Annotated in this window: 18 protein-coding genes; 7 read left to right on the plus strand and 11 right to left on the minus strand. The window is 74.8% G+C overall.

The features are described 5' to 3' along the window. The first annotated feature begins 64 nt into the window (after nucleotides 1-64). Nucleotides 65-1,486: a serine/threonine-protein kinase gene (locus CLV63_RS08045; RefSeq protein ID WP_106582286.1), complete on the plus strand. Its 1,422-nt coding sequence runs from the start codon at nucleotides 65-67 to the stop codon at nucleotides 1,484-1,486. A gap of 18 nt (nucleotides 1,487-1,504) precedes the next feature. Here CLV63_RS08045 and CLV63_RS08050 read toward each other — a convergent pair whose 3' ends face one another. Beyond that, the gene (locus tag CLV63_RS08050) at nucleotides 1,505-2,710 is read right to left on the minus strand and encodes an MFS transporter (protein WP_106582287.1); all 1,206 of its coding nucleotides are present in this window, start codon (nucleotides 2,708-2,710) and stop codon (nucleotides 1,505-1,507) included. Nucleotides 2,711-3,356: 646 nt separating this feature from the next. Beyond that, on the minus strand, nucleotides 3,357-4,322 hold the full coding sequence (locus CLV63_RS08055) for a helix-turn-helix transcriptional regulator (RefSeq protein ID WP_106582288.1): 966 nt from the start codon (nucleotides 4,320-4,322) through the stop codon (nucleotides 3,357-3,359). A 140-nt stretch (nucleotides 4,323-4,462) separates the two neighbouring features. On the opposite strand from CLV63_RS08055, the gene CLV63_RS08060 reads away from it, so the two are divergent. Next, nucleotides 4,463-5,851, plus strand: coding sequence for an FAD-binding oxidoreductase (locus CLV63_RS08060; RefSeq protein ID WP_170134172.1), 1,389 nt, complete (start codon nucleotides 4,463-4,465; stop codon nucleotides 5,849-5,851). A 71-nt stretch (nucleotides 5,852-5,922) separates the two neighbouring features. Here CLV63_RS08060 and CLV63_RS08065 read toward each other — a convergent pair whose 3' ends face one another. Both CLV63_RS08065 and CLV63_RS33485 read right to left on the minus strand, forming a co-directional pair. Further along, nucleotides 5,923-6,162, minus strand: coding sequence for a hypothetical protein (locus CLV63_RS08065; protein ID WP_146165523.1), 240 nt, complete (start codon nucleotides 6,160-6,162; stop codon nucleotides 5,923-5,925). Nucleotides 6,163-6,167: 5 nt separating this feature from the next. Beyond that, nucleotides 6,168-6,551 (minus strand): hypothetical protein, encoded by a 384-nt coding sequence (locus CLV63_RS33485; protein ID WP_170134173.1) that lies wholly within the window; start codon nucleotides 6,549-6,551, stop codon nucleotides 6,168-6,170. Between the two features lie 286 nt (nucleotides 6,552-6,837). Here CLV63_RS33485 and CLV63_RS33490 point away from each other — a divergent pair, with 286 nt between their 5' ends. From CLV63_RS33490 to CLV63_RS08080, 3 genes are all read left to right on the plus strand, one after another. Beyond that, nucleotides 6,838-7,656 carry a helix-turn-helix domain-containing protein gene (locus tag CLV63_RS33490; RefSeq protein ID WP_170134174.1) on the plus strand — a complete coding sequence of 273 codons (819 nt, stop codon included), beginning with the start codon at nucleotides 6,838-6,840 and terminating at the stop codon, nucleotides 7,654-7,656. Continuing rightward, nucleotides 7,649-7,837 (plus strand): DUF397 domain-containing protein, encoded by a 189-nt coding sequence (locus CLV63_RS08075; RefSeq protein WP_106582292.1) that lies wholly within the window; start codon nucleotides 7,649-7,651, stop codon nucleotides 7,835-7,837. Before CLV63_RS33490 ends, CLV63_RS08075 begins: the two co-directional genes overlap by 8 nt. Nucleotides 7,838-7,998: 161 nt before the next feature. Next, nucleotides 7,999-9,306 carry an FAD-binding oxidoreductase gene (locus tag CLV63_RS08080; RefSeq protein WP_245928664.1) on the plus strand — a complete coding sequence of 436 codons (1,308 nt, stop codon included), beginning with the start codon at nucleotides 7,999-8,001 and terminating at the stop codon, nucleotides 9,304-9,306. Between the two features lie 48 nt (nucleotides 9,307-9,354). On the opposite strand, the gene CLV63_RS08085 is transcribed toward CLV63_RS08080, so the two are convergent. From CLV63_RS08085 to CLV63_RS08100, 4 genes are all read right to left on the minus strand, one after another. After that, entirely contained in the window at nucleotides 9,355-10,587 is a 1,233-nt protein-coding gene (locus tag CLV63_RS08085; RefSeq protein WP_106582294.1) for an arginine deiminase, read from the minus strand. Nucleotides 10,588-10,590: 3 nt separating this feature from the next. Further along, the gene (locus CLV63_RS08090; protein WP_245928665.1) at nucleotides 10,591-11,358 is read right to left on the minus strand and encodes an endonuclease/exonuclease/phosphatase family protein; all 768 of its coding nucleotides are present in this window, start codon (nucleotides 11,356-11,358) and stop codon (nucleotides 10,591-10,593) included. Between the two features lie 186 nt (nucleotides 11,359-11,544). Further along, nucleotides 11,545-12,558, minus strand: coding sequence for an acyltransferase domain-containing protein (locus CLV63_RS08095; RefSeq protein ID WP_146165525.1), 1,014 nt, complete (start codon nucleotides 12,556-12,558; stop codon nucleotides 11,545-11,547). Between the two features lie 301 nt (nucleotides 12,559-12,859). Beyond that, entirely contained in the window at nucleotides 12,860-13,231 is a 372-nt protein-coding gene (locus CLV63_RS08100; protein ID WP_106582297.1) for a hypothetical protein, read from the minus strand. A gap of 18 nt (nucleotides 13,232-13,249) precedes the next feature. On the opposite strand from CLV63_RS08100, the gene CLV63_RS08105 reads away from it, so the two are divergent. Together CLV63_RS08105 and CLV63_RS08110 are read left to right on the plus strand one after the other, a co-directional pair. Next, nucleotides 13,250-13,699 (plus strand): hypothetical protein, encoded by a 450-nt coding sequence (locus tag CLV63_RS08105; RefSeq protein ID WP_146165526.1) that lies wholly within the window; start codon nucleotides 13,250-13,252, stop codon nucleotides 13,697-13,699. 78 nt (nucleotides 13,700-13,777) lie between these two features. Beyond that, on the plus strand, nucleotides 13,778-15,373 hold the full coding sequence (locus CLV63_RS08110; RefSeq protein WP_342751369.1) for an AMP-binding protein: 1,596 nt from the start codon (nucleotides 13,778-13,780) through the stop codon (nucleotides 15,371-15,373). Between the two features lie 30 nt (nucleotides 15,374-15,403). Here the strand turns inward: CLV63_RS08110 and CLV63_RS08115 are convergent, their stop codons facing one another. From CLV63_RS08115 to CLV63_RS08125, 3 genes are all read right to left on the minus strand, one after another. Further along, a complete protein-coding gene (locus CLV63_RS08115; RefSeq protein WP_211301204.1) occupies nucleotides 15,404-15,700 on the minus strand; it encodes a 4a-hydroxytetrahydrobiopterin dehydratase in 297 nt (98 codons plus the stop codon). 81 nt (nucleotides 15,701-15,781) lie between these two features. Next, nucleotides 15,782-16,294: a GNAT family N-acetyltransferase gene (locus tag CLV63_RS08120; protein WP_106582299.1), complete on the minus strand. Its 513-nt coding sequence runs from the start codon at nucleotides 16,292-16,294 to the stop codon at nucleotides 15,782-15,784. Next, nucleotides 16,291-17,007 carry a hypothetical protein gene (locus tag CLV63_RS08125; RefSeq protein ID WP_245928651.1) on the minus strand — a complete coding sequence of 239 codons (717 nt, stop codon included), beginning with the start codon at nucleotides 17,005-17,007 and terminating at the stop codon, nucleotides 16,291-16,293. The genes CLV63_RS08120 and CLV63_RS08125 overlap by 4 nt, the downstream gene beginning before the upstream one ends. Nucleotides 17,008-17,057 lie beyond the last annotated feature (50 nt).

Raw genomic sequence — 17,057 nt, forward strand, 5'->3', positions numbered from 1 at the left:
GGCCGGAGCCGGGGCCTGGTTAGGTTATGGCGCGCAGGCAGTGGCGGACGGAGGAGGAGCGCCGGTGGCGGTCGGACAACGGGTGGGCGGGTTCCGCCTGGTCCGACAACTGGGCGCGGGCGGGTTCGGCACGGTCCACCTGGGCGAGGACGCTGCGGGTCGGCGGGCGGCGGTGAAGTTGCTGCACCCCCACCTTGCCCAGGATCCCCAGGTGCGCCGCTACTTCGTCCAGGAGCTGGCCACCGCGCGCACGGTGCAGGGGTTCTGCCTCGCGGCGATCGTGGCCGCCGACGCCGCGGGCGAGCGGCCCTGGATCGCCACCGAGTACGTCGACGGCCCCACCCTGGACCAGGCCGTGCGCGAACACGGCCCCCGCACCGGCGGGGACGTGCAGCGCCTGGCGGTGCAGACCATCACCGCGCTGGCGGCGATCCACGCCGCCGGGGTGGTGCACCGCGACCTCAAACCCGCCAACATCCTGCTCGGGCCCGACGGGGCGCGGGTGATCGACTTCGGTATCGCCCGCGCCCTGGACGCCGGCACCGCCTCGGCCACCCGCATCGGAACCCTGGGTTACATGGCGCCGGAGCAGGTCGAGGGCACCGCGCTGGGCCCGGCCGCGGACCTGTTCGCCTGGGGCGCGGTCATGATCCACGCCGCGACCGGCGCGGAGGCGTTCCCCGGCCCCACCCAGGCCGCCCGCATCCACCAGGTCCTCACCCACCCGCCCCAGACCGGGGACCTGGCCGACCCCCTGCTGGGCATCGTCCTGGCCTGCACGGCCAAGGACCCCGCCCACCGTCCCACCGCACGCCAGGTCCTGGACATGCTCCTCACCGGCCGCACCACGCCCCCTCCGGATACGGAGCAGACCCGGCGCTACACCGCCGACGAGACCGTGCCCGAACCCGATCCGGCATTGTGGGACAGCAGCGCCACCGACCCGACCCCCTTCACCGCCGACGCCCTGCTCCCGCAGCGGTTCACCACCGACAATGCCATCGCGTTCGCCCGGGTGGCCACGGGAGCCCGTCCCTGCACCAAGGCCGCGACCGGCAAAGGCGGGCTCACCGCGGAGGAGGTGATCGAGGAGATCACGGCCCGCGGGTGCACGCAGGTGATGACCGGGGTCTATGTGGAGCAGCCCGGCCCGCGTGCCACCCCCGGCAACCCCGTCCAGGTCTCGGTCATGGTCCTCCCGTTCCCCGACACCGCAGCGGCCCGCGACGCCCGTGACTACCTCAGCGGCCCCGCGCGCTGGCACCTCACCACGTGGCGTGAGCACACCGGCCCCGGCACCCGGCCCATGACCCCGCACATCCGGTACTACCGCTGGTCCCACAACCGCCTCGCCCACCGGTACGTGGTCACCGTGATGGCCCACCGCACCGACCTCACCACCGACGGCGGGATCAAGCCGTGGCTGGAATCCGCGGCGGCCGAAGCCTGCCGCTCCAGCGGGCCGCAGAACCACCGCGGCCCCTGACCGGGCCCGCCGCCGCGGTCAGCCGGGCCTGCTGGGCGTGCGGGCCGTACCCCGTTCGAGCGTGCGCAGCCGTGTGAACGGCACCGCTGCGGCGAGCGCCACGGCGACCGCCCCCACGAGCAGGAGGGCGGGCCCGGGGCCGGAGCCGTCGATGACGGCGCCCGCGGCCGCGGACGCCAGCGACGCCCCGAGGTTCACGGCGGTGTTGACCCAGGTCGAGGCTTCCGTCCGGCTGCGCTCCGCAACGATCGTGTCGGCGATGAGGTACCCGGTGATGAGGGACGGGGCGAGGAAGAACCCGACGAGCGCGAGGCCCGCGGCGACGGGGACGAGCGCGTCCAGCCGGGACACGAGAACCGCGGCGAGCCCCATGCCGGCGCACAGGGCGAACAGCCGCGTTCCGATTCCCGCCCTCAAGTTCAGCTGCCCGTAGAGGAGCCCGCCGAGGGCGCTTCCGCCGGCGAAGGCCGCCAGGAGCCAGCCCGCGGCCGCGACGGAACCGTGCTGCTCGGCGACCGCCGGTGCCGCGATCTCCGCGACGCCGAGTACGCAGCCGACACCGAGGAGGGCGAGCAGGACCCGTACGAAACCGGGCTGCCGCAGCGGGCGGTCACCCCGCGCAAGCACCCCCCGTGTTCCGCGAAGTGCCCCCGACGACGCGCTGGAGGTCATCGCCGCGGTGCCGAGGAGGACGGCCACCGCGGTCACCCAGAGCCCGGCACCGGGAGAACTGGCCGCGATCACCGCGGTGATGATGACGGGGCCGCCGACGAAGAGCAGTTCTTCGCACACCGCGTCGATGCTGAATGCTTTCGTCCGCTGGTCGCCGGCCGTCGTGAGCGACGCCCAGATCGTTCGCATCGCCGCACCCAGGGGCGGCGATGCCAGGCCGACCACCGCGCTGAGGACGAGGAACCACACGACCGCGACCCCCTCCGCCGCCGCGGCGAGGGCCAGGGCGATGAACCCGGCGGCTTGGACCGACGCCATGGTGAGCAGCGCGATCCGCTGACCGAACCGGTCGACGGCCCGGGCGCGCCACGGCGCGGCGACGACGTTGGCGATTCCGAACGCCGCAGTCGCGAAACCGGCGTGGGCGTAGGAGCCCGTGCTGTCGTGGACGGCGAGGAGGAGGGCGAGACCGCCCATCGCGAGCGCCGAGCGGCCGATCAGGGCGGGGACGAAGGCGCGCAGCGCGCCGGGAAGCAGAAGTACTGCGAGCACGGGAAGGCTCCGATGATGTGCGGCCGCCGCGGTGTGCGCGGCCGCCGTTGATCTGACGGTGGGCGAGGTCCGGAGGGCAGGACGACCTGCACCCTCAACGGATGAGAACCCGGGCGGGAGGGACCCGGGACCGTCAGACGAACATCAGGATGAGCATCCGGAGATCCTAGCCGATGGCGCGTCGTGGGATGCCGGACACGCGGGCGGCCTCATGCCCCGGTGTGGAGGCAGGGCGGGCCAGGGCGCGGGCGGCGAGGCCGCCCCCCACGCACCCGTGCCGATGGCCGTAGACGGTCACACCGGGCGTTCGATCCGTTTCGGGCCGTACCGTCCAGGCGTGGACATCACCCTCGCCGACGCCTGGGATCTGTGGTGGTCGGGTCGTCAGCTCACCGGCTACTCCCTGCACGGGGCCCCGGTGCCGTGACCGGGCCGCGGCGGGAAGATCCTCGCGTTCCCGGCGGCGCCACCATTGTGCTGGACGCCATCGGATCCGAGCGCATCATCGCCTGGGGCGGCCGGTTGCAGAAGAACTCATGGCTGAGCACAGCACGGGCGGCCGTGGGCGCTCCGCTGGCGGTTGGCGCCATCGCGTCCCAGATCGGCAGGACGCCCCCACCGAGCGTTGAAACGTTCGCGCGTGGCCTCAGGCGTCGGCGTAGAGGGCGGCCAGGGCGCGGACGGAGCGGGCCGCGAGGGCGACCGCCTCGGGCGGGGCGAGGACCTCGGCGTCGGCGCCGAACTGGAGGAGTTGGTTGACCCCGCCCAGGGCGGGATAGGTCAGGTCGACCTCGGTCCACTCCCCCGGGGTCTCCGGGGTCTGCTGTGGGGCGGCGGCGCGGCCGCCGACGATGCGCAGGAACATGTCCAGGCGGCGGGTGCGCACGCGGGCGCGGACCCGGACCTCGCCGGGGCGGTGCTCGACCTGGTGGCGCAGCCCCTCCCACACCTGGGCGAGTTCGGCGCCGTCGCGGCGGCGCACCGGGGTGTCGGTGAGGTGCGCGGCGGCGACCCGTTCGGCGCGGAACAGCCGCGGTGCGCCGCGGTGGTCGGCGACCAGGTACCACACGCCGGCCTTGGCGACGAGCCCGTAGGGGTCGACGGTGTAGGTGCGGGGGGCGGGCGTGTCGCTGTGGCGGTAGCGCAGGCGCACGCGGCAGTCGGCGAACACGGCGGCGTGCAGCGACTGGAGGTCGGCGTGGGGGCGGGGGTCGGCCATCCAGCGGTCGGGATCGATGAGGACGCGGCGGCTCATCTGCTCGGCGGCGGGGCGGTGGGCGGCGGGCAGGGCCGCCATGACCTTGCGCAGGGCGGATCCCAGGGCGCCGTCCAGGCCGAGCGCGGTGTGCGCGCCTTGGGCGGCGAGGACGAACAGGGCGGCGGCTTCGTCGGCGGTGAGCCCGGTGACGTCGGTGCGGAAGCCGGGGAGCAGGGCGATGCCGCCGTGGCGGCCGCGTTCGGCGTAGACGGGCACGCCCGCGGTGGACAGCGACTCCACGTCGCGGTAGATCGTGCGGGGCGAGACTTCGAGGCGGTGGGCGAGTTCGGTGGCCCGCACCCGGTCCCGGGTTTGCAGGAGCAGCAGGATCGACAGCATCCGGTCGGATTTCACGCCCTCCAGGATGCCCGAAAAACATGACGGGGATTGTCAACTTTGCGCGGCAGTGTCGGCACCGCTCACCGGGGGTGGCCGGGGCCCGGGCCCGGGCCGTTCGCGCCCCCGCATCACACCGACACGAACAGGAACACCGCATGACGCACCAGGACACCGCCGCGGGGATCGACCGCCTGCGCGCCGACGTGCGCGGGGCCGTGCTCGTCCCCGGCGACCCCGCCTACGCCTCCCACACCACCGGTTTCAACACCGCCGTGGTCCACCGGCCCGCCGTCGTGGTCGCCGCCCGGACACCGGCGGACGTTGCCAATGCCGTGGCCCACGCCGCCGCGCACGGGCTGGCGGCGGGCGTGCAGGCGACCGGGCACGGCGCCGCTCAGGCGGCCGCGGGCGGGGTGCTCGTCTCCACCCGGGCGATGGACGGGGTGCGGGTGGACGCCGGACGGCGCCGGGCCGTCGTCGGGGCCGGGGCACGCTGGTCGCAGGTCATCGAGGCCGCGGCCGAGCACGGCCTGGCCCCGCTGAGCGGGTCGGCCCCGCACGTGGGCGCCGTCGGCTACACCCTGGGCGGCGGGTTGAGCCTGCTGGCGCGCCGCCACGGCTACGCCGCCGACCACGTGCACGCCATGGACGTGGTCACCGCCCAGGGCCGCGAACACCGCGTCGATGCCGACACCGACCCCGAGCTGATGTGGGGCCTGCTGGGCGGGCGCGACAACCTCGCGATCGTCACCGGCATGGAGATCGGCCTGGTGGAGCTGCCCGCGTTCACCGGCGGCGGCCTGTACCTGGACGCCGCCGACCCGGCCGCGGTGCTGGCGGGGTGGGCGAAGTGGACCCGGGAGGTGCCCGAGGAGCTGACGACCTCGATCGCGCTGCTCACCTTCCCCGACGTGGCGGGCCTGCCCGAACCGCTGCGGGGGCGCCGCGCCGCCCACGTCCGCGTCTGCCACACCGGGCCGGAGGAGGAGGCGCGGCGCCTGGTGGAACCGCTGCGCGGGCTGGCCCCGGTGGTGATGGACACGGTCGCCGCGATGCCCTACACCGCCTCCGGCACCATCCACGGCGACCCGGCGGAACCCATGGCCTACACCGGCGACAACGCCCTGCTCGACGGCGTGGACGGGGCGGTTGCGGGCGCGGTCGCCGACGCGGTGGGGCCCGGCGCGGCCGCGCCCGCCATCGTGGAGGTGCGCCACCTGGGCGGGGCGCTGGAGCGGCGCCCGGGCGGGGACACCGCGGTGGGCCACCGCGGTGCCCGGTTCCTGGTGTCCTCGGCGGGGATGCTCGGCACCGCCGACGACGCGGGGGTGCGCGCCGCCCAGCGGCGGCTGATGGCGGCGTTGGAGCCGCGGACGGTGGGCCGGTTCCTCAGCTTCCTCGGCCCTGACGCGGGCCCCGAACGGGTCGCCGACGCCTATGAGGCGCACGACCTGGCCCGGTTGCGGGCGCTGAAGGCCGCCCGGGACCCCGGCACCGTGTTCCGCATGGGCCACACTCTCGCCCCGGCGGCGGCGCGGGGGTGACCCGTGCGGGGGTGACGGCGCGGGTGCGCCCCTGTCCGCGGTGACCGCGGACGCGGGCGTCCTCCGGGGGCTCAGGCGTGCTCATCGGTGCCGCCTTGGGGGACGCGGGGCGGCTGGGCGGCCAGGCGGGCGCACAGCTGTTCCAGGGTGGGGGCGCGCAGCAGCAGGGCCAGGGCGCCGGGGCGGGCGGTCTCGGTGAGCACGGCGGTGTAGTCGGGGCGGCCGTGCTCGTCGTGGAGCTCGCTGATGGCGTAGTGGGCGAAGCGCGCCCGCGCCTGACGTAGTGCGGCGCTGGGGTAGAGGACGTACACCGGGGTCACCCCGCACCGACCGGGACGGTGCGCACGGTGGTGGTGATGCGGCACGCGGCGAGGGGTCCGCCGCTGAGCGGCGCCCGGTCGGCCAGCGCGCGGGGGTCTCCGGGGCCGGGGGCGACGTGGATCCACAGGCCGGCGGCCGGGGTGAAGGCGCCGCGGATCTCCAGCCAGTCGCGCAGCGGGCCGAGGAGGTCCAGGCGCCGGGCCAGGTCGGTGAGTTCGCGACCGCGCGGTCCGGGCGGCCGGGGCGGTCCGCCGCGGAAGAGGCCGACGGTGCGGGTTTCGGTCCGTCCGCGGGAGATCTCTTTCGACAATGGGGTGGGAGTGGGGTCGGGGCCGTGCGGCGAAAGGGTGCGCCGAGCGGGGTTGTTAAGGTGCGACATGGGTCCGCCTTGTCCGAGGAACAGGTCGGGGACCCACGGCCCTGACCGGTGCTCCACCACTGGTCGGGGCCACTTCTCATGGTCGGCGCCGGCGGTGGGTCCCCGCATGTTCGCCGCGGCCCGAAGGGCCGTCGCTGAGCGCCTCAGCTCTAATTTGAACGGCCCTGGACTCTGCACGCCAGCAGCTTCAACGGACGCTCATAATTCCTCAGAAGCGGTGGCGGGACGTGGTGGGTCGATGGTCGAATTCGGAAGACATCGGCTTATCCCCTCCCGGAGGCCCGGAATGGCCATGAAGAAGATCAGCCCCGTATGGAAACGGTACGGCGCAGAAGTCCGCAAATGGAGAGAACTGGCGCAACTGACGCAGACCCGTCTCGCCGCCAAGGTGTCACTCTCGTCCTCTGCGGTCTCCTACATCGAAGCCGGGGTGCTCCGCCCGCAAGCCGACCATGCGCACGCCTTGGACGCAGCCCTCGACGCAGGCGGAGCACTGGTCCGCATGTGGGAGGAGTACACCAAGCAGGGGACGTTCCCGGTAGGGTTCCGTCAGTTCGTCGACTTCGAACGAATCGCCATCGAACTGCACGAGTACCAGAACATTCTGGTGCCGGGAATCGTGCAGACGGCGGATTATGCGCGGGCGCTGATTTCCCAGACCCGTCACGGAGACTCCAAGGAATCCATCGATCTGATGGTGGAGAGCCGCATGCGCAGGCAGGCGATCTTTGCCCGCCCGGACCCTCCACTATTGTTGCTGGTAGTCGAAGAAGTCGCCATCCGGCAGGTCGTCGGAAATGCGGCTATTGCTGCGCGCCAACTGGACCGCCTCGCCGCCTTGGCGGAAGAACGAAAGATCCGCCTTCAGGTCGTCCCGCAGGGACTCAGCCCGCACCCGGCGCTCTTGGGGCCGTTCCGCATGTACATCTTCAAGGACCGACCGACGATCGCCTCGTGTGAGCATGCCGTCGATGAGCAGGTCATCGATGACGCCGAACAGGTACGGCGGCTGCGAGGAGTATTCGGAGCACTGCAAGCCGAGGCACTATGCGTCAGTGAGAGCGTCGACCTGATCCGTCGCATCCAAGGAGGCATCGATGAATGACCAGCCCCGCTGGCACAAGTCCAGCTACAGCAACGGCAACAACTCAAGCTGCGTCGAGGTCGCCGAGGGCGCACCGGTCCGGGTGCGCGACACCGACCACCGCCACCTCGGCCACCTTACTTTCACTCCCGCCGCCTGGACGGTGTTCCTCCGCCAGGTCGCGGCCGAGCGGACCCGTTGACGGGCGACGATAAGGCCAGGTCCTAGGGTGCTGGGGTACCGGCGCCCGCACGCGCCGGCCGCGAACGTCGGGCAACGAGTCGAGGAGTGTGCGCCGTGGGGGTTGCCGAGGAACTGGTGGCGGCGGTCGGAGCGGAGCAGGTCGTCACCGACCCCGCCGTCATGGCGGGCTACGCCCACGACGAGGCCGAATGGGCGCCCCACGGCGCCCCCGCCGCGGTGGTGCGCCCCCGCTCCACCGACGATGTCGCCGCGGTGGTGCGGGTGTGCGCCGCCACCGGCACCCCCGTCGTGGGGCGCGGCGCGGGCACCGGCCTGTCCGGCGCCGCCAACGCCGACCACGGGTGGGTGGTCGTGTCGTTCGAGCGGATGGACAAGGTCCTGGCGGTGGACGCGGCCGAGCAGACCGCCACCGTGCAGCCCGGCGTCGTCAACAACGCGCTTCGGGCCCGCGTCGCCGAGGACGGCCTGTGGTACCCGCCCGACCCCGCCTCCGCCCCCTGGTCCACCATCGGCGGCAACGTCGCCACCAACGCGGGCGGGCTGTGCTGCGTCAAGTACGGGGTGACCCGCGACTACGTCCTCGGGATGGAGGCCGTCATGGGCTCGGGCGAGGTGGTGCGGCTGGGCCGCACCACCGCCAAGGGCGTCACCGGCTACGACCTGGTCGGGCTGATGGTCGGCTCCGAGGGCACCCTGGGCCTGGTCACCGAGGTCACCGTGCGCCTGGCGCCACTGCGCCGCGGCGGCGAGCACACCGTCGTCGGCTACTTCGACACCCTGGTCCAGGCCGGGGACGCGGTGGCGGCCGTCGCCGCCGCCGGGGTGGTGCCCTCCGCGCTGGAGCTGATCGACCGGTTCTGCCTGGAGGCCGTGGACGCCTGGAAGAACATGGGGCTGGCCGCCGAGGGCGCCGTGCTGCTGCTGGGCCGCAGCGACGCCCCGGGCGCGGCGGGCGAGGCCGAGGCCGCGCAGATCCTGGCGTGCTTCGAGGGCGCGGGCGCCGTCATGGCGATGCGCTCCACCGATGAGGAGGAGGCCGAGGCGCTGTTCGAGGCGCGCCGGCTGGCCTACCCCGCCCTGGAGCGGCTGGGCCCGCTGCTCACCGAGGACGTGTGCGTGCCGCGGGGCCGCGTCCCGGAGATGCTGCGCCTGATCGAGGACGCCGCCGCCCGCTTCGACACCCGCATCGGCAACATCGCCCACGCGGGCGACGGCAACCTGCACCCGCTGTTCATCGTCCCCGCCGGGGACGCGGCCGCCAAGGAGCGCGCCCAGGAGGCGTTCGAGGTCATCGTGGACGGCGCCCTCGCGCTGGGCGGCACGGTCACCGGCGAGCACGGGGTGGGCCTGCTGAAGATGCGCGGCGCGGCCGACGAGCTGGGCCCGGAGGTGCTCGCCATGCACCGCGCCCTGAAGGACGCCCTGGATCCGCGGGGGGTCTTCAACCCCGGCAAGGTGTTCGCCTGAGCCCGGGCCCGCTCCGGGCCCCGGCGCACCAGAGGGCGGGACCCGGGGTCAGTAGTCGACGGGGTCGCGCACGAGCGGGCACGTCATGCAGTGCCCGCCGCCGCGCCCCCGGCCCAGTTCGGCGCCGACGATCGTGATGACCTCGATCCCGGCCTTGCGCAGCAGCGTGTTGGTGAGCGTGTCGCGGTCGTAGGTCATGACCACGCCCGGTTCCAGGGCGACCGCGTTGTTGGCGCTGTCCCACTGCCGGCGCTCGGAGGCGTAGATGTCGCCGCCGGTCTCGATGACCCGCAGCCGGGCCAGGCCCAGCGCCTCGGCGACCACGTCGACGAACGCCCGGTCGCCCTCGTCGGTGACCTCCACCCCCGGGGCCGCATCCGCGGGGCGCAGCGAGAACGTGCGCACGGCGTCCATGATGTGCGGGTACAGGGTGACGGTGCCGCGGTCGACGAAGGTGAAGACCGTGTCGAGGTGCATCGCGGCGCGCAGCTTCGGCATGGCCGCCACGACCACCCGCTCGGCCGCGCCGTTGGCGAACAGGGCCGCCGCGACCTGGGTGATCGCCTGGCGGGACGTGCGCTCGCTCATGCCCATCAGCACCACCCCGTTGCCGACGGGCATGACGTCGCCGCCCTCGAAGGTGGCCTGCCCCCAGTCGCGCTCCGGGTCGCCCCACCACACGGTGTCCGCGGCGAAGTCGGGGTGGAACGCGTACACGGCCTTCATCAGCAGGGTCTCGCCGCGCCGCGCCGGCCAGTACAGCGGGTTGAGCGTCACCCCGCCGTACAGCCAGCAGGTCGTGTCCCGGGTGTAGAGGGTGTTGGGCAGCGGCGCCAGGAGGTACTCGCGCACCCCCGTCGACTCCCCGGCCAGGGCGAGCGAGCCGGGGCGGAACTCCGGCGGCAGGTCGGCGGCCGCCACCCCGCCGATGAGGAGCTCGGCGAGCCGGCGGGGGCTCTGCGCCTCCAGGAACGCGCGGGTGGCCTCGGTGAGGCCGAGGCCGACCTCGTTGGCGGTGATGCGGCGGTCCAGCAGCCAGGAGCGGGCCCGGGGCAGCGCCATGGTCTGGGCGAGGGCGTCGTGCAGCTCGACGACCTCGACGCCGCGGTGCCGGAGCTTGTTGACGAAGTCGGCGTGGTCGCGCTGGGCGTTGTCGACCCACAGCACGTCGTCGAACAGCAGCGCGTCGGAGTTGGACGGGGTGAGGCGGCGGTGCGCGAGCCCCGGCGCGCACACCAGGACCTTCCCCTGCCGACCAAAACACCCCACCCCCACCAACACGGACTAGGGAGCTGCCAGGTCGGCGAGGAGGCCGAAGTGGTCGCTGGCCCACACCCCGTCCACGGGCTCCGCGAACAGCCGACGGCACGCGCGTACCTCCAGCGTGGGCCCGCCGTGCTCGCCGCACCGCACGAGGATGTAGTCGATGCGCCGGAACGGCCAGTCCCCGTCGGACATCAGCGGGTTGTCGGGCGTGTAGGTGTGCCCCGGCTCCCCGGGGTTGGCGCTGTCCCAGGCGTCGCGGAAGCACACGCTCGTCCCGCCCAGCGACTGGCGGCCGGTGAGGAACCGGATGCTCGCCGCCGCCGGGTCGGCGTCGAGGTCCCCGGCGAGGACCACATGCCCGCCCTCGGGCGCGGCCTCCTGCGCCGCACGCGCCGCGATGACGGCCTGCGCCTCCCGCTCGGCCTCCATGTCAAGCTTCCAACTGGGGAAATGGTTCACCAGCAGCACCGGCCCCGCGGGCGTCGGGGTGCGCGCCAGCAGCGTCGTGCACGCGAAGTCCGCCGTGCGGGGGCTGACGTCCAGGTCGAGCCGGCGCACCTGTGCCAGCGGCCACCGGCTCGCGATCGAGGCCCCCGACCCGTTCGCGGCGCGCCCCACCTGGTGGGCGATGTGGTACTCCTCCCCCAGCAGGTCGCGGACCTGGTCGTAGGACTCGGTCACGATGGTCTCCTGCAAGGTGAGCAGGTCGGGGTCCGCCCGGCGCAGGCCCGCGCGCAGCACGGCGCGGCGCTGCTCCCAGTCGCCGAAGACGCCCCACACGTTCATCGTGGCCACGCGCACGCGACCGCCGCCCCGGCCCCGGCCCCCGCCCTGGTCCTGGTCCTGCGACACCCCCGGCCCCCTCTCGCCTCCGCCTCCGCCTCCGCATCGGACACCGCCATCCTCCGGCCCGCCCCGCACCACCGGCCCCGCCCGCGCACCCCTCCCCGCGGGTGCGGGCCGGGAGCTCGGTCACCGCAGGCGCAGCCAGCCGGTGCGGACCTCGAAGGACCGGCCCGCGCGCAGGTGGTCGACGACCGCGTGTTCCAACCGGGTCGCCGGGACCACCGCCTCCGGGTCGGCCCCGCGGTGGCGGAACACGAACCGGAACACGTCGTCGTCGCCGGGCGCCCCGCCCGGCACCAGGGTGAACCGGTCCGCGAACCCCAGGATGTTGGAGTCGGCGCCCAGGTACTCGCGCAGCTGCGGGTCCAGCAGCCACGACGTGCACGTCGCCACCGGGTAGTCGGCGCCCAGGTGCGCGGCGAAGAACGGGCGCGCCCGCGCCAGCGACCCGCCCACCGCCTCCGGCGCGAACGACCCCGGCGCGGGGATGTGCACCCGCAGCACCGGCGCCCCCGCGCGCAGCTCCGCGGGCAGCGTGGTCTCCTCCGCGGCCCGGTACCACCGCACCGGGCCCTGCTCGCCCAGCCGGTGCGGCTCGAACTGGAGCCGGCCCAGCTCGAACAGGCCCACCCGGTAGTGCAGGGCGATCCACCCCGCGACGTCCAGCCCCAGCACCCCGTACATCGTGCGGGTGTGGCCGACGTGGCGGCCCACATCGGCCAGGGTCGCCCCGGTGACGGCCGGGTCGACGCCGAGGCGGGCGTGGGCGGCGTGCAGCGCGGGCGCCTGGGCCGCGAACGCGAACACCGCGGCGGTGCGCGCCCGCACATCGGCGACCGCGGCCAGGTCCGGCCACGGCACCCACGGGTCCCCGGCGGCCGAGGCCGCGGCGAGGTCGGCGGCCAGGCGGGCGCACATCAGCTCCAGCAGCCGCCGCGCCGGCGCGGGCCAGGACCCGTCCGGCCACACCTGGAGCAGTTCGGCGGTGTCGCGGGGGTCCAGGTGCAGCGGGGCGAGGGCCTGGGCGTCGGCGCGGGCGGGCAGGTCCACGGTGACCGGGGGGAGTTCGGCGGCGCGGTCCAGCCAGTCCCGCATGGCCTCCGGCAGTCCGAGCGCGTCGGTGAGGGCGGCAGTGTCCATGGCGTTGATCATCGCCGCCCGGGCCCCGGATTGTCACCACCGCCCCCGCGCGGACCTCGCCCCGTCCCCAGGGGTCTCGGTGATCCGGCCCCGCTGCGCCGCGCTCCTGCCCGCCGCGCTTGCCGACGCGGTCGCACCTGCCCGCCGCGACCACATCGCTGCGAAGGCGGACGCACGGACGGGCGGGTGGCCGCCACAGGGAGGGGGTGCAGGGCGTCATCGGCCACTGCGGGCAATGCAGCGGCGCCCGCCGGAGCACATCCTTGATCGGGGCAGGTCAGGACGGCACCCCAACGGCCCCTCAGGGGGCGGTGATCGCGACGGCGACGGCCCAGGCGATGTAGGCGGTGTTGACGGCCAGCCGCGCGGCGATCCCCGCGGGGCGGTCGATGAAGCGCGCGCGGTCCGCGTGGGCGTGCCGGGCGGCGTCCAGGTGGGACGCGAGGTAGCCGGTGATCAGCGCCGCCGCGGCCCACCCGCCGGCCGCGCGCAGGCCCGGCGCCATCAGCAGCCCGGCCACGGCGATCTCCGCCAGGCCGGTGGCCGCCACCACCGCGCCCGGGGCCGGGACCCAGGCGGGCACCAGGGTGCGGAAGTAGGCGGGCGCCGCGAAGTGCGCGGCGCCCGCGGTGACCAAGAAGACGCCGAGAACGATGGCCGCGAGAGTGTGCATGCGGCGATCATCGTGGGCATGGGCGGATGGCGGATTGAACGAAACGATCGCCGCGCGGCCCTGGTCCCCGGTGACGAGGCCACGGTGTACGCGGAGAGCGCGGCGGCCGCCGTGACCCGGCACGTCCACCCCGTGTGGAAGGTCGTGCTGCCCGTGGGCGGGACGGTGTGCGTCGCCGCGGGCGCGGGGCGGCCCTGGCACGCGCCCGGCGCGGTGGTCCCGCCGGGGCTGGCGCACACCTGCGCGACGTCGTCGGGGTTCCTCGCGCTGTTCGTGGACGCGTGGCGGCTGCCGCCCGCGGCCGGGGCCCTGCCGCTGGACGCCGGGGCGGCGCTGCGGCTGCTGCGCGCGCTGGACAACACGGCCGCAGAGGAGGGCGCAGGGGAGGCGGTGGCCGCCGCCGACACCGGCACGGCCCGGCGGGGGCGGGTACGCCCCGGGGAGGGGCACATCACACCCACCACATAAGCTGTCGGGTGAAACCCGACATCACCGCCCCCGCCACCGGGGCCGCCGGGACGCACCAAAAGGGGGGTCGAGACACGCATGGGCGACATGGGCGAAGCCGAGCAGCAGGTCAAGGCGTGGCTCGCCGAATACGGCTCCGAGCAGGCATGCGTGGCGCACCTGCTGTGCGACCGCCACCCCGCCCACGCCCCCGCCGTCACCGAGATCGGCCCCGACCTCACCCCCACCGACACCACCTTCGGTGAGCTGCGCGAGTCCTCCCAACGCCTCGCCGCCGGACTCGCCGGGCTCGGCATCGGCCCCGGCGACCGCGTGGCGACCCTCATGGGCCGCGGCACCGACCTCACCACCGCCGCCCTCGCCATCTGGCGGCTCGGCGCCGTCCACGTCCCCCTCTCCCCCGGGTTCGCGCCCTCCGCCATCGCCCTGCGCCTGGCCGCCTCCGGCGCCGCCGCCGTCATCGCCTGCCCCGACCAGCGCCCCAAACTCGACCCCGGGCCCCACACCCCCGTCCACGTCATCACCGCAGGCCCCGCACCGGCCCGCCCCGGCGAACCCACCACCCGCGGCCTCGCCGAAAACGCCGGGACCGCACCCGCCCGCCCGGTCGCCGTGGGCGGCGACGCCCCCTTCATCCGCCTCTACACCTCCGGCGCCGCTGGCACCCCCCGCGGCGTCGACGTGCCCGTGCGCGCCCTGGCCGCCATCGCGTCCTACCACCACTACGGGCTGGAGGTCGCCGACGACGACGTGTACCTCAACACCGCCGACCCCGGGTGGTCCTACGGCCACTTCTACGGCCTGGTGTCGCCCCTGCTCGCCGGGCACCGCAGCCTCGCCCTCAACGCGCCCCCCGACCCCGAACTCCTCCTCGACGTCCTCGCCACCCACGGCGTCACGAACTTCGCCGCGACCCCCACCGCCTACCGGGCGCTGCGCGCCACCATCAAGACCGTGCCCCCCGAGATCTGGGTGCGGCGCCTGTCCAGCGCGGGCGAACCCCTCACCGCCGAACTCCTCGACTGGGCCTACGACACCTTCGGCACCCACCTGGGCGACCACTACGGCCAGACCGAACTCGGCATCGTCGCCGCCGACCACAACCCCCGCACCCGACCCGGGTCCATCGGCGCGCCCCTGCCCGGGTGGGACGTCCTCGTCCTCGACGCCCTCACCGACGACCCCGCACCCACCGGGGCGCGCGGCCGCATCGCCGTCGACCTCGCCGCCAGCCCCGCCATGTGGTTCACCGGCTACCACGGCCAACCCGCCCACACCCCGCCCCGGTTCACCTCCTCAGGGCGCTACTACCTCACCGGCGACCTCGGCACCCGCGAAGCCGACGCCACCCTGCGGTTCGCCGCCCGCACCGACGACGTCATCATCTCCGCGGGCCAGCGCATCGCCCCCACCGACATCGAAACCGTCCTGCTGGAGCACCCCGCCGTCACCGAAACCGCCGTCTACGGCGCCCCCGACGACCGCTACGGCCAGACCGTGGCCGCCCAGGTCGTCGCCGCCGACCCCGCGCCCGGACTCGACGCCGAACTCCACGCGCTGCTGCGGGACCGGTTCCCCGCCCACACCGCCCCGCACCGCATCACCTTCGTCGCGGCCCTGCCGCGCACCCGCGCCGGGAAACTCCAACGGGCCCGGCTGCGCGGACCCGTCTGAGACCACCCCCCACCTCGGGGAGCACCCACCTCACCCGGGCAGTTCCTGGGCGACCACCGTGTCGATCCGCCCCGCCATGGCCAAATCGCGCCGCGTCACCGCGCCGGTGTCGTGGCTGGTCAACCGGAACACCACCCGGGTGTAGCGGATGTCGATGTCGGGATGGTGCCCCGACGCCTCGGCCTGGCGCCCCACCTCCGCCACCAACCCCAGTGCCGCGTTGAAATCCGGGGCGTCCACCGCGCGCACGATCGCCGCGCCCTCGCGCTCCCACCCCTGCAACGCCCGCAGGCCCTGCTCGATCTCCGCATCCGACAACGCACCCATCAGCACACCCCTTGTCAGCGCCCTCGCGTCCGCCCCGGGCGGGGCGGCCGCACCCCCACCCCTGCCCAAGGCACACCACCCCTACGCCCCCGGCGCCGCCACCGTGTACAGCACGAACGGGGCGCCGCGCAGCACGATCGGCCGCGCACCCCCCATGCCCAACCGGCGCATCACCGCGCGCGACGCCGTGTTCTGCGGCTCGGTGAACGCCACCACCTCCGCGGCGCCCAGCCCGCCGAACGCCAGCGCCAACCCCGCCGCGCCGATCTCCACGGCGAACCCCCGCCGCTGCATCCGCGGGTGCACCGTCCACCCCACCTCCAGGCGGCGCACCCCCTCCACCGCGGCGAACGACAGGCCGCCGCGCCCCACCAGGGCACCCGACCCCCGCTCGTACGCCATCCACTTGCCCGCGCCCTCCACCCGCCACCGGTGCGCCATGGACTCCGCGAACGCCCGCGCCCGACCCCACGACCACGCCCCGTTGTGCCAGAACGCCACATCGGGGTGCGCGTGCAGCTCCACCAGGTCCTCGACGTGGCCCGGGCCCACCGGGACCAGGCGCAGCCGCGCCGTCACCACCGCCTGCCTCACGCCATGCCGCTGGGGTCGTCCGGCACACCCGGGTCGCCCGACTGCTCGGGGTCGATCGGCACCGACGGCACATCCGACGGCGAGGGGCCCTGCGACGGATCCGGCGGCGGCTCCGAACCCCCCGGCGACTGCGACGGCTCCGGACCCGACTCCGACGGCGACGGGGACTGCGACGGCGACTGCGACTGCGACGAACTCGGATCCGGCGACGTCTCCACCGGCTGCGCACTGGCCTCCGCGAACAACTGCGCCAAGAAGAAGTACAACGCCACCAGCAGCGCCAAGAACAGCAGCAGCACCATCAGCAGCCCCACCACCACCGCCTTGTTGGACCGCGCGTCCACCGCGGCGCCCCCGCCGCGCCCCGCCGACAGCCACCCCCACCGCGCCGCCGCTGGCCCCGACGCGCCCGCCCAATACGGCACATACGACGGCCCGCCCGCACCGCCCGGCTCCCCCGCCACCGCCTCCAGCAGCTCCCGGGCATCACCCCCGCGCACCGCCGCCCACGACGACGCCGACGCCGTGTTCGACGCCGCCACCCGCCCCGAACGCTTCGCCGCCGCCGCGAACCGGTCCCGCGCCGCAGGATCGGCCGACGCGCCCTGGCTCAGCATCGCCACACTCACCGCGCGGCCCGCACCGTCGACCGCCGCGTACACCACCCCCTCACGGGTGGCGAAGGTGCGCTCCCGCAACCGGAACGCCCCCACCTGGCGCGGATCCTCATCCGTCAGCGGCCCAGGTCCCAAAACCCCGACCC

Origin of the sequence: Murinocardiopsis flavida (assembly GCF_003014485.1) — a bacterium.
Taxonomy (GTDB): Bacteria; Actinomycetota; Actinomycetes; order Streptosporangiales; family Streptosporangiaceae; genus Murinocardiopsis; species Murinocardiopsis flavida.

Coding starts and splice junctions, on each gene's coding strand:
- CLV63_RS08060 (WP_170134172.1), top strand. CDS start 4,463: ATGACGCACCAGGACACCGCCGCGGGGATCGACCGCCTGCGCGCCGAC.
- CLV63_RS33485 (WP_170134173.1), bottom strand. CDS start 6,551: ATGTCGCACCTTAACAACCCCGCTCGGCGCACCCTTTCGCCGCACGGC.
- CLV63_RS33490 (WP_170134174.1), top strand. CDS start 6,838: ATGGCCATGAAGAAGATCAGCCCCGTATGGAAACGGTACGGCGCAGAA.
- CLV63_RS08075 (WP_106582292.1), top strand. CDS start 7,649: ATGAATGACCAGCCCCGCTGGCACAAGTCCAGCTACAGCAACGGCAAC.
- CLV63_RS08080 (WP_245928664.1), top strand. CDS start 7,999: ATGGCGGGCTACGCCCACGACGAGGCCGAATGGGCGCCCCACGGCGCC.
- CLV63_RS08090 (WP_245928665.1), bottom strand. CDS start 11,358: ATGAACGTGTGGGGCGTCTTCGGCGACTGGGAGCAGCGCCGCGCCGTG.
- CLV63_RS08095 (WP_146165525.1), bottom strand. CDS start 12,558: ATGGACACTGCCGCCCTCACCGACGCGCTCGGACTGCCGGAGGCCATG.
- CLV63_RS08100 (WP_106582297.1), bottom strand. CDS start 13,231: ATGCACACTCTCGCGGCCATCGTTCTCGGCGTCTTCTTGGTCACCGCG.
- CLV63_RS08105 (WP_146165526.1), top strand. CDS start 13,250: ATGGGCGGATGGCGGATTGAACGAAACGATCGCCGCGCGGCCCTGGTC.
- CLV63_RS08110 (WP_342751369.1), top strand. CDS start 13,778: ATGGGCGACATGGGCGAAGCCGAGCAGCAGGTCAAGGCGTGGCTCGCC.
- CLV63_RS08115 (WP_211301204.1), bottom strand. CDS start 15,700: ATGGGTGCGTTGTCGGATGCGGAGATCGAGCAGGGCCTGCGGGCGTTG.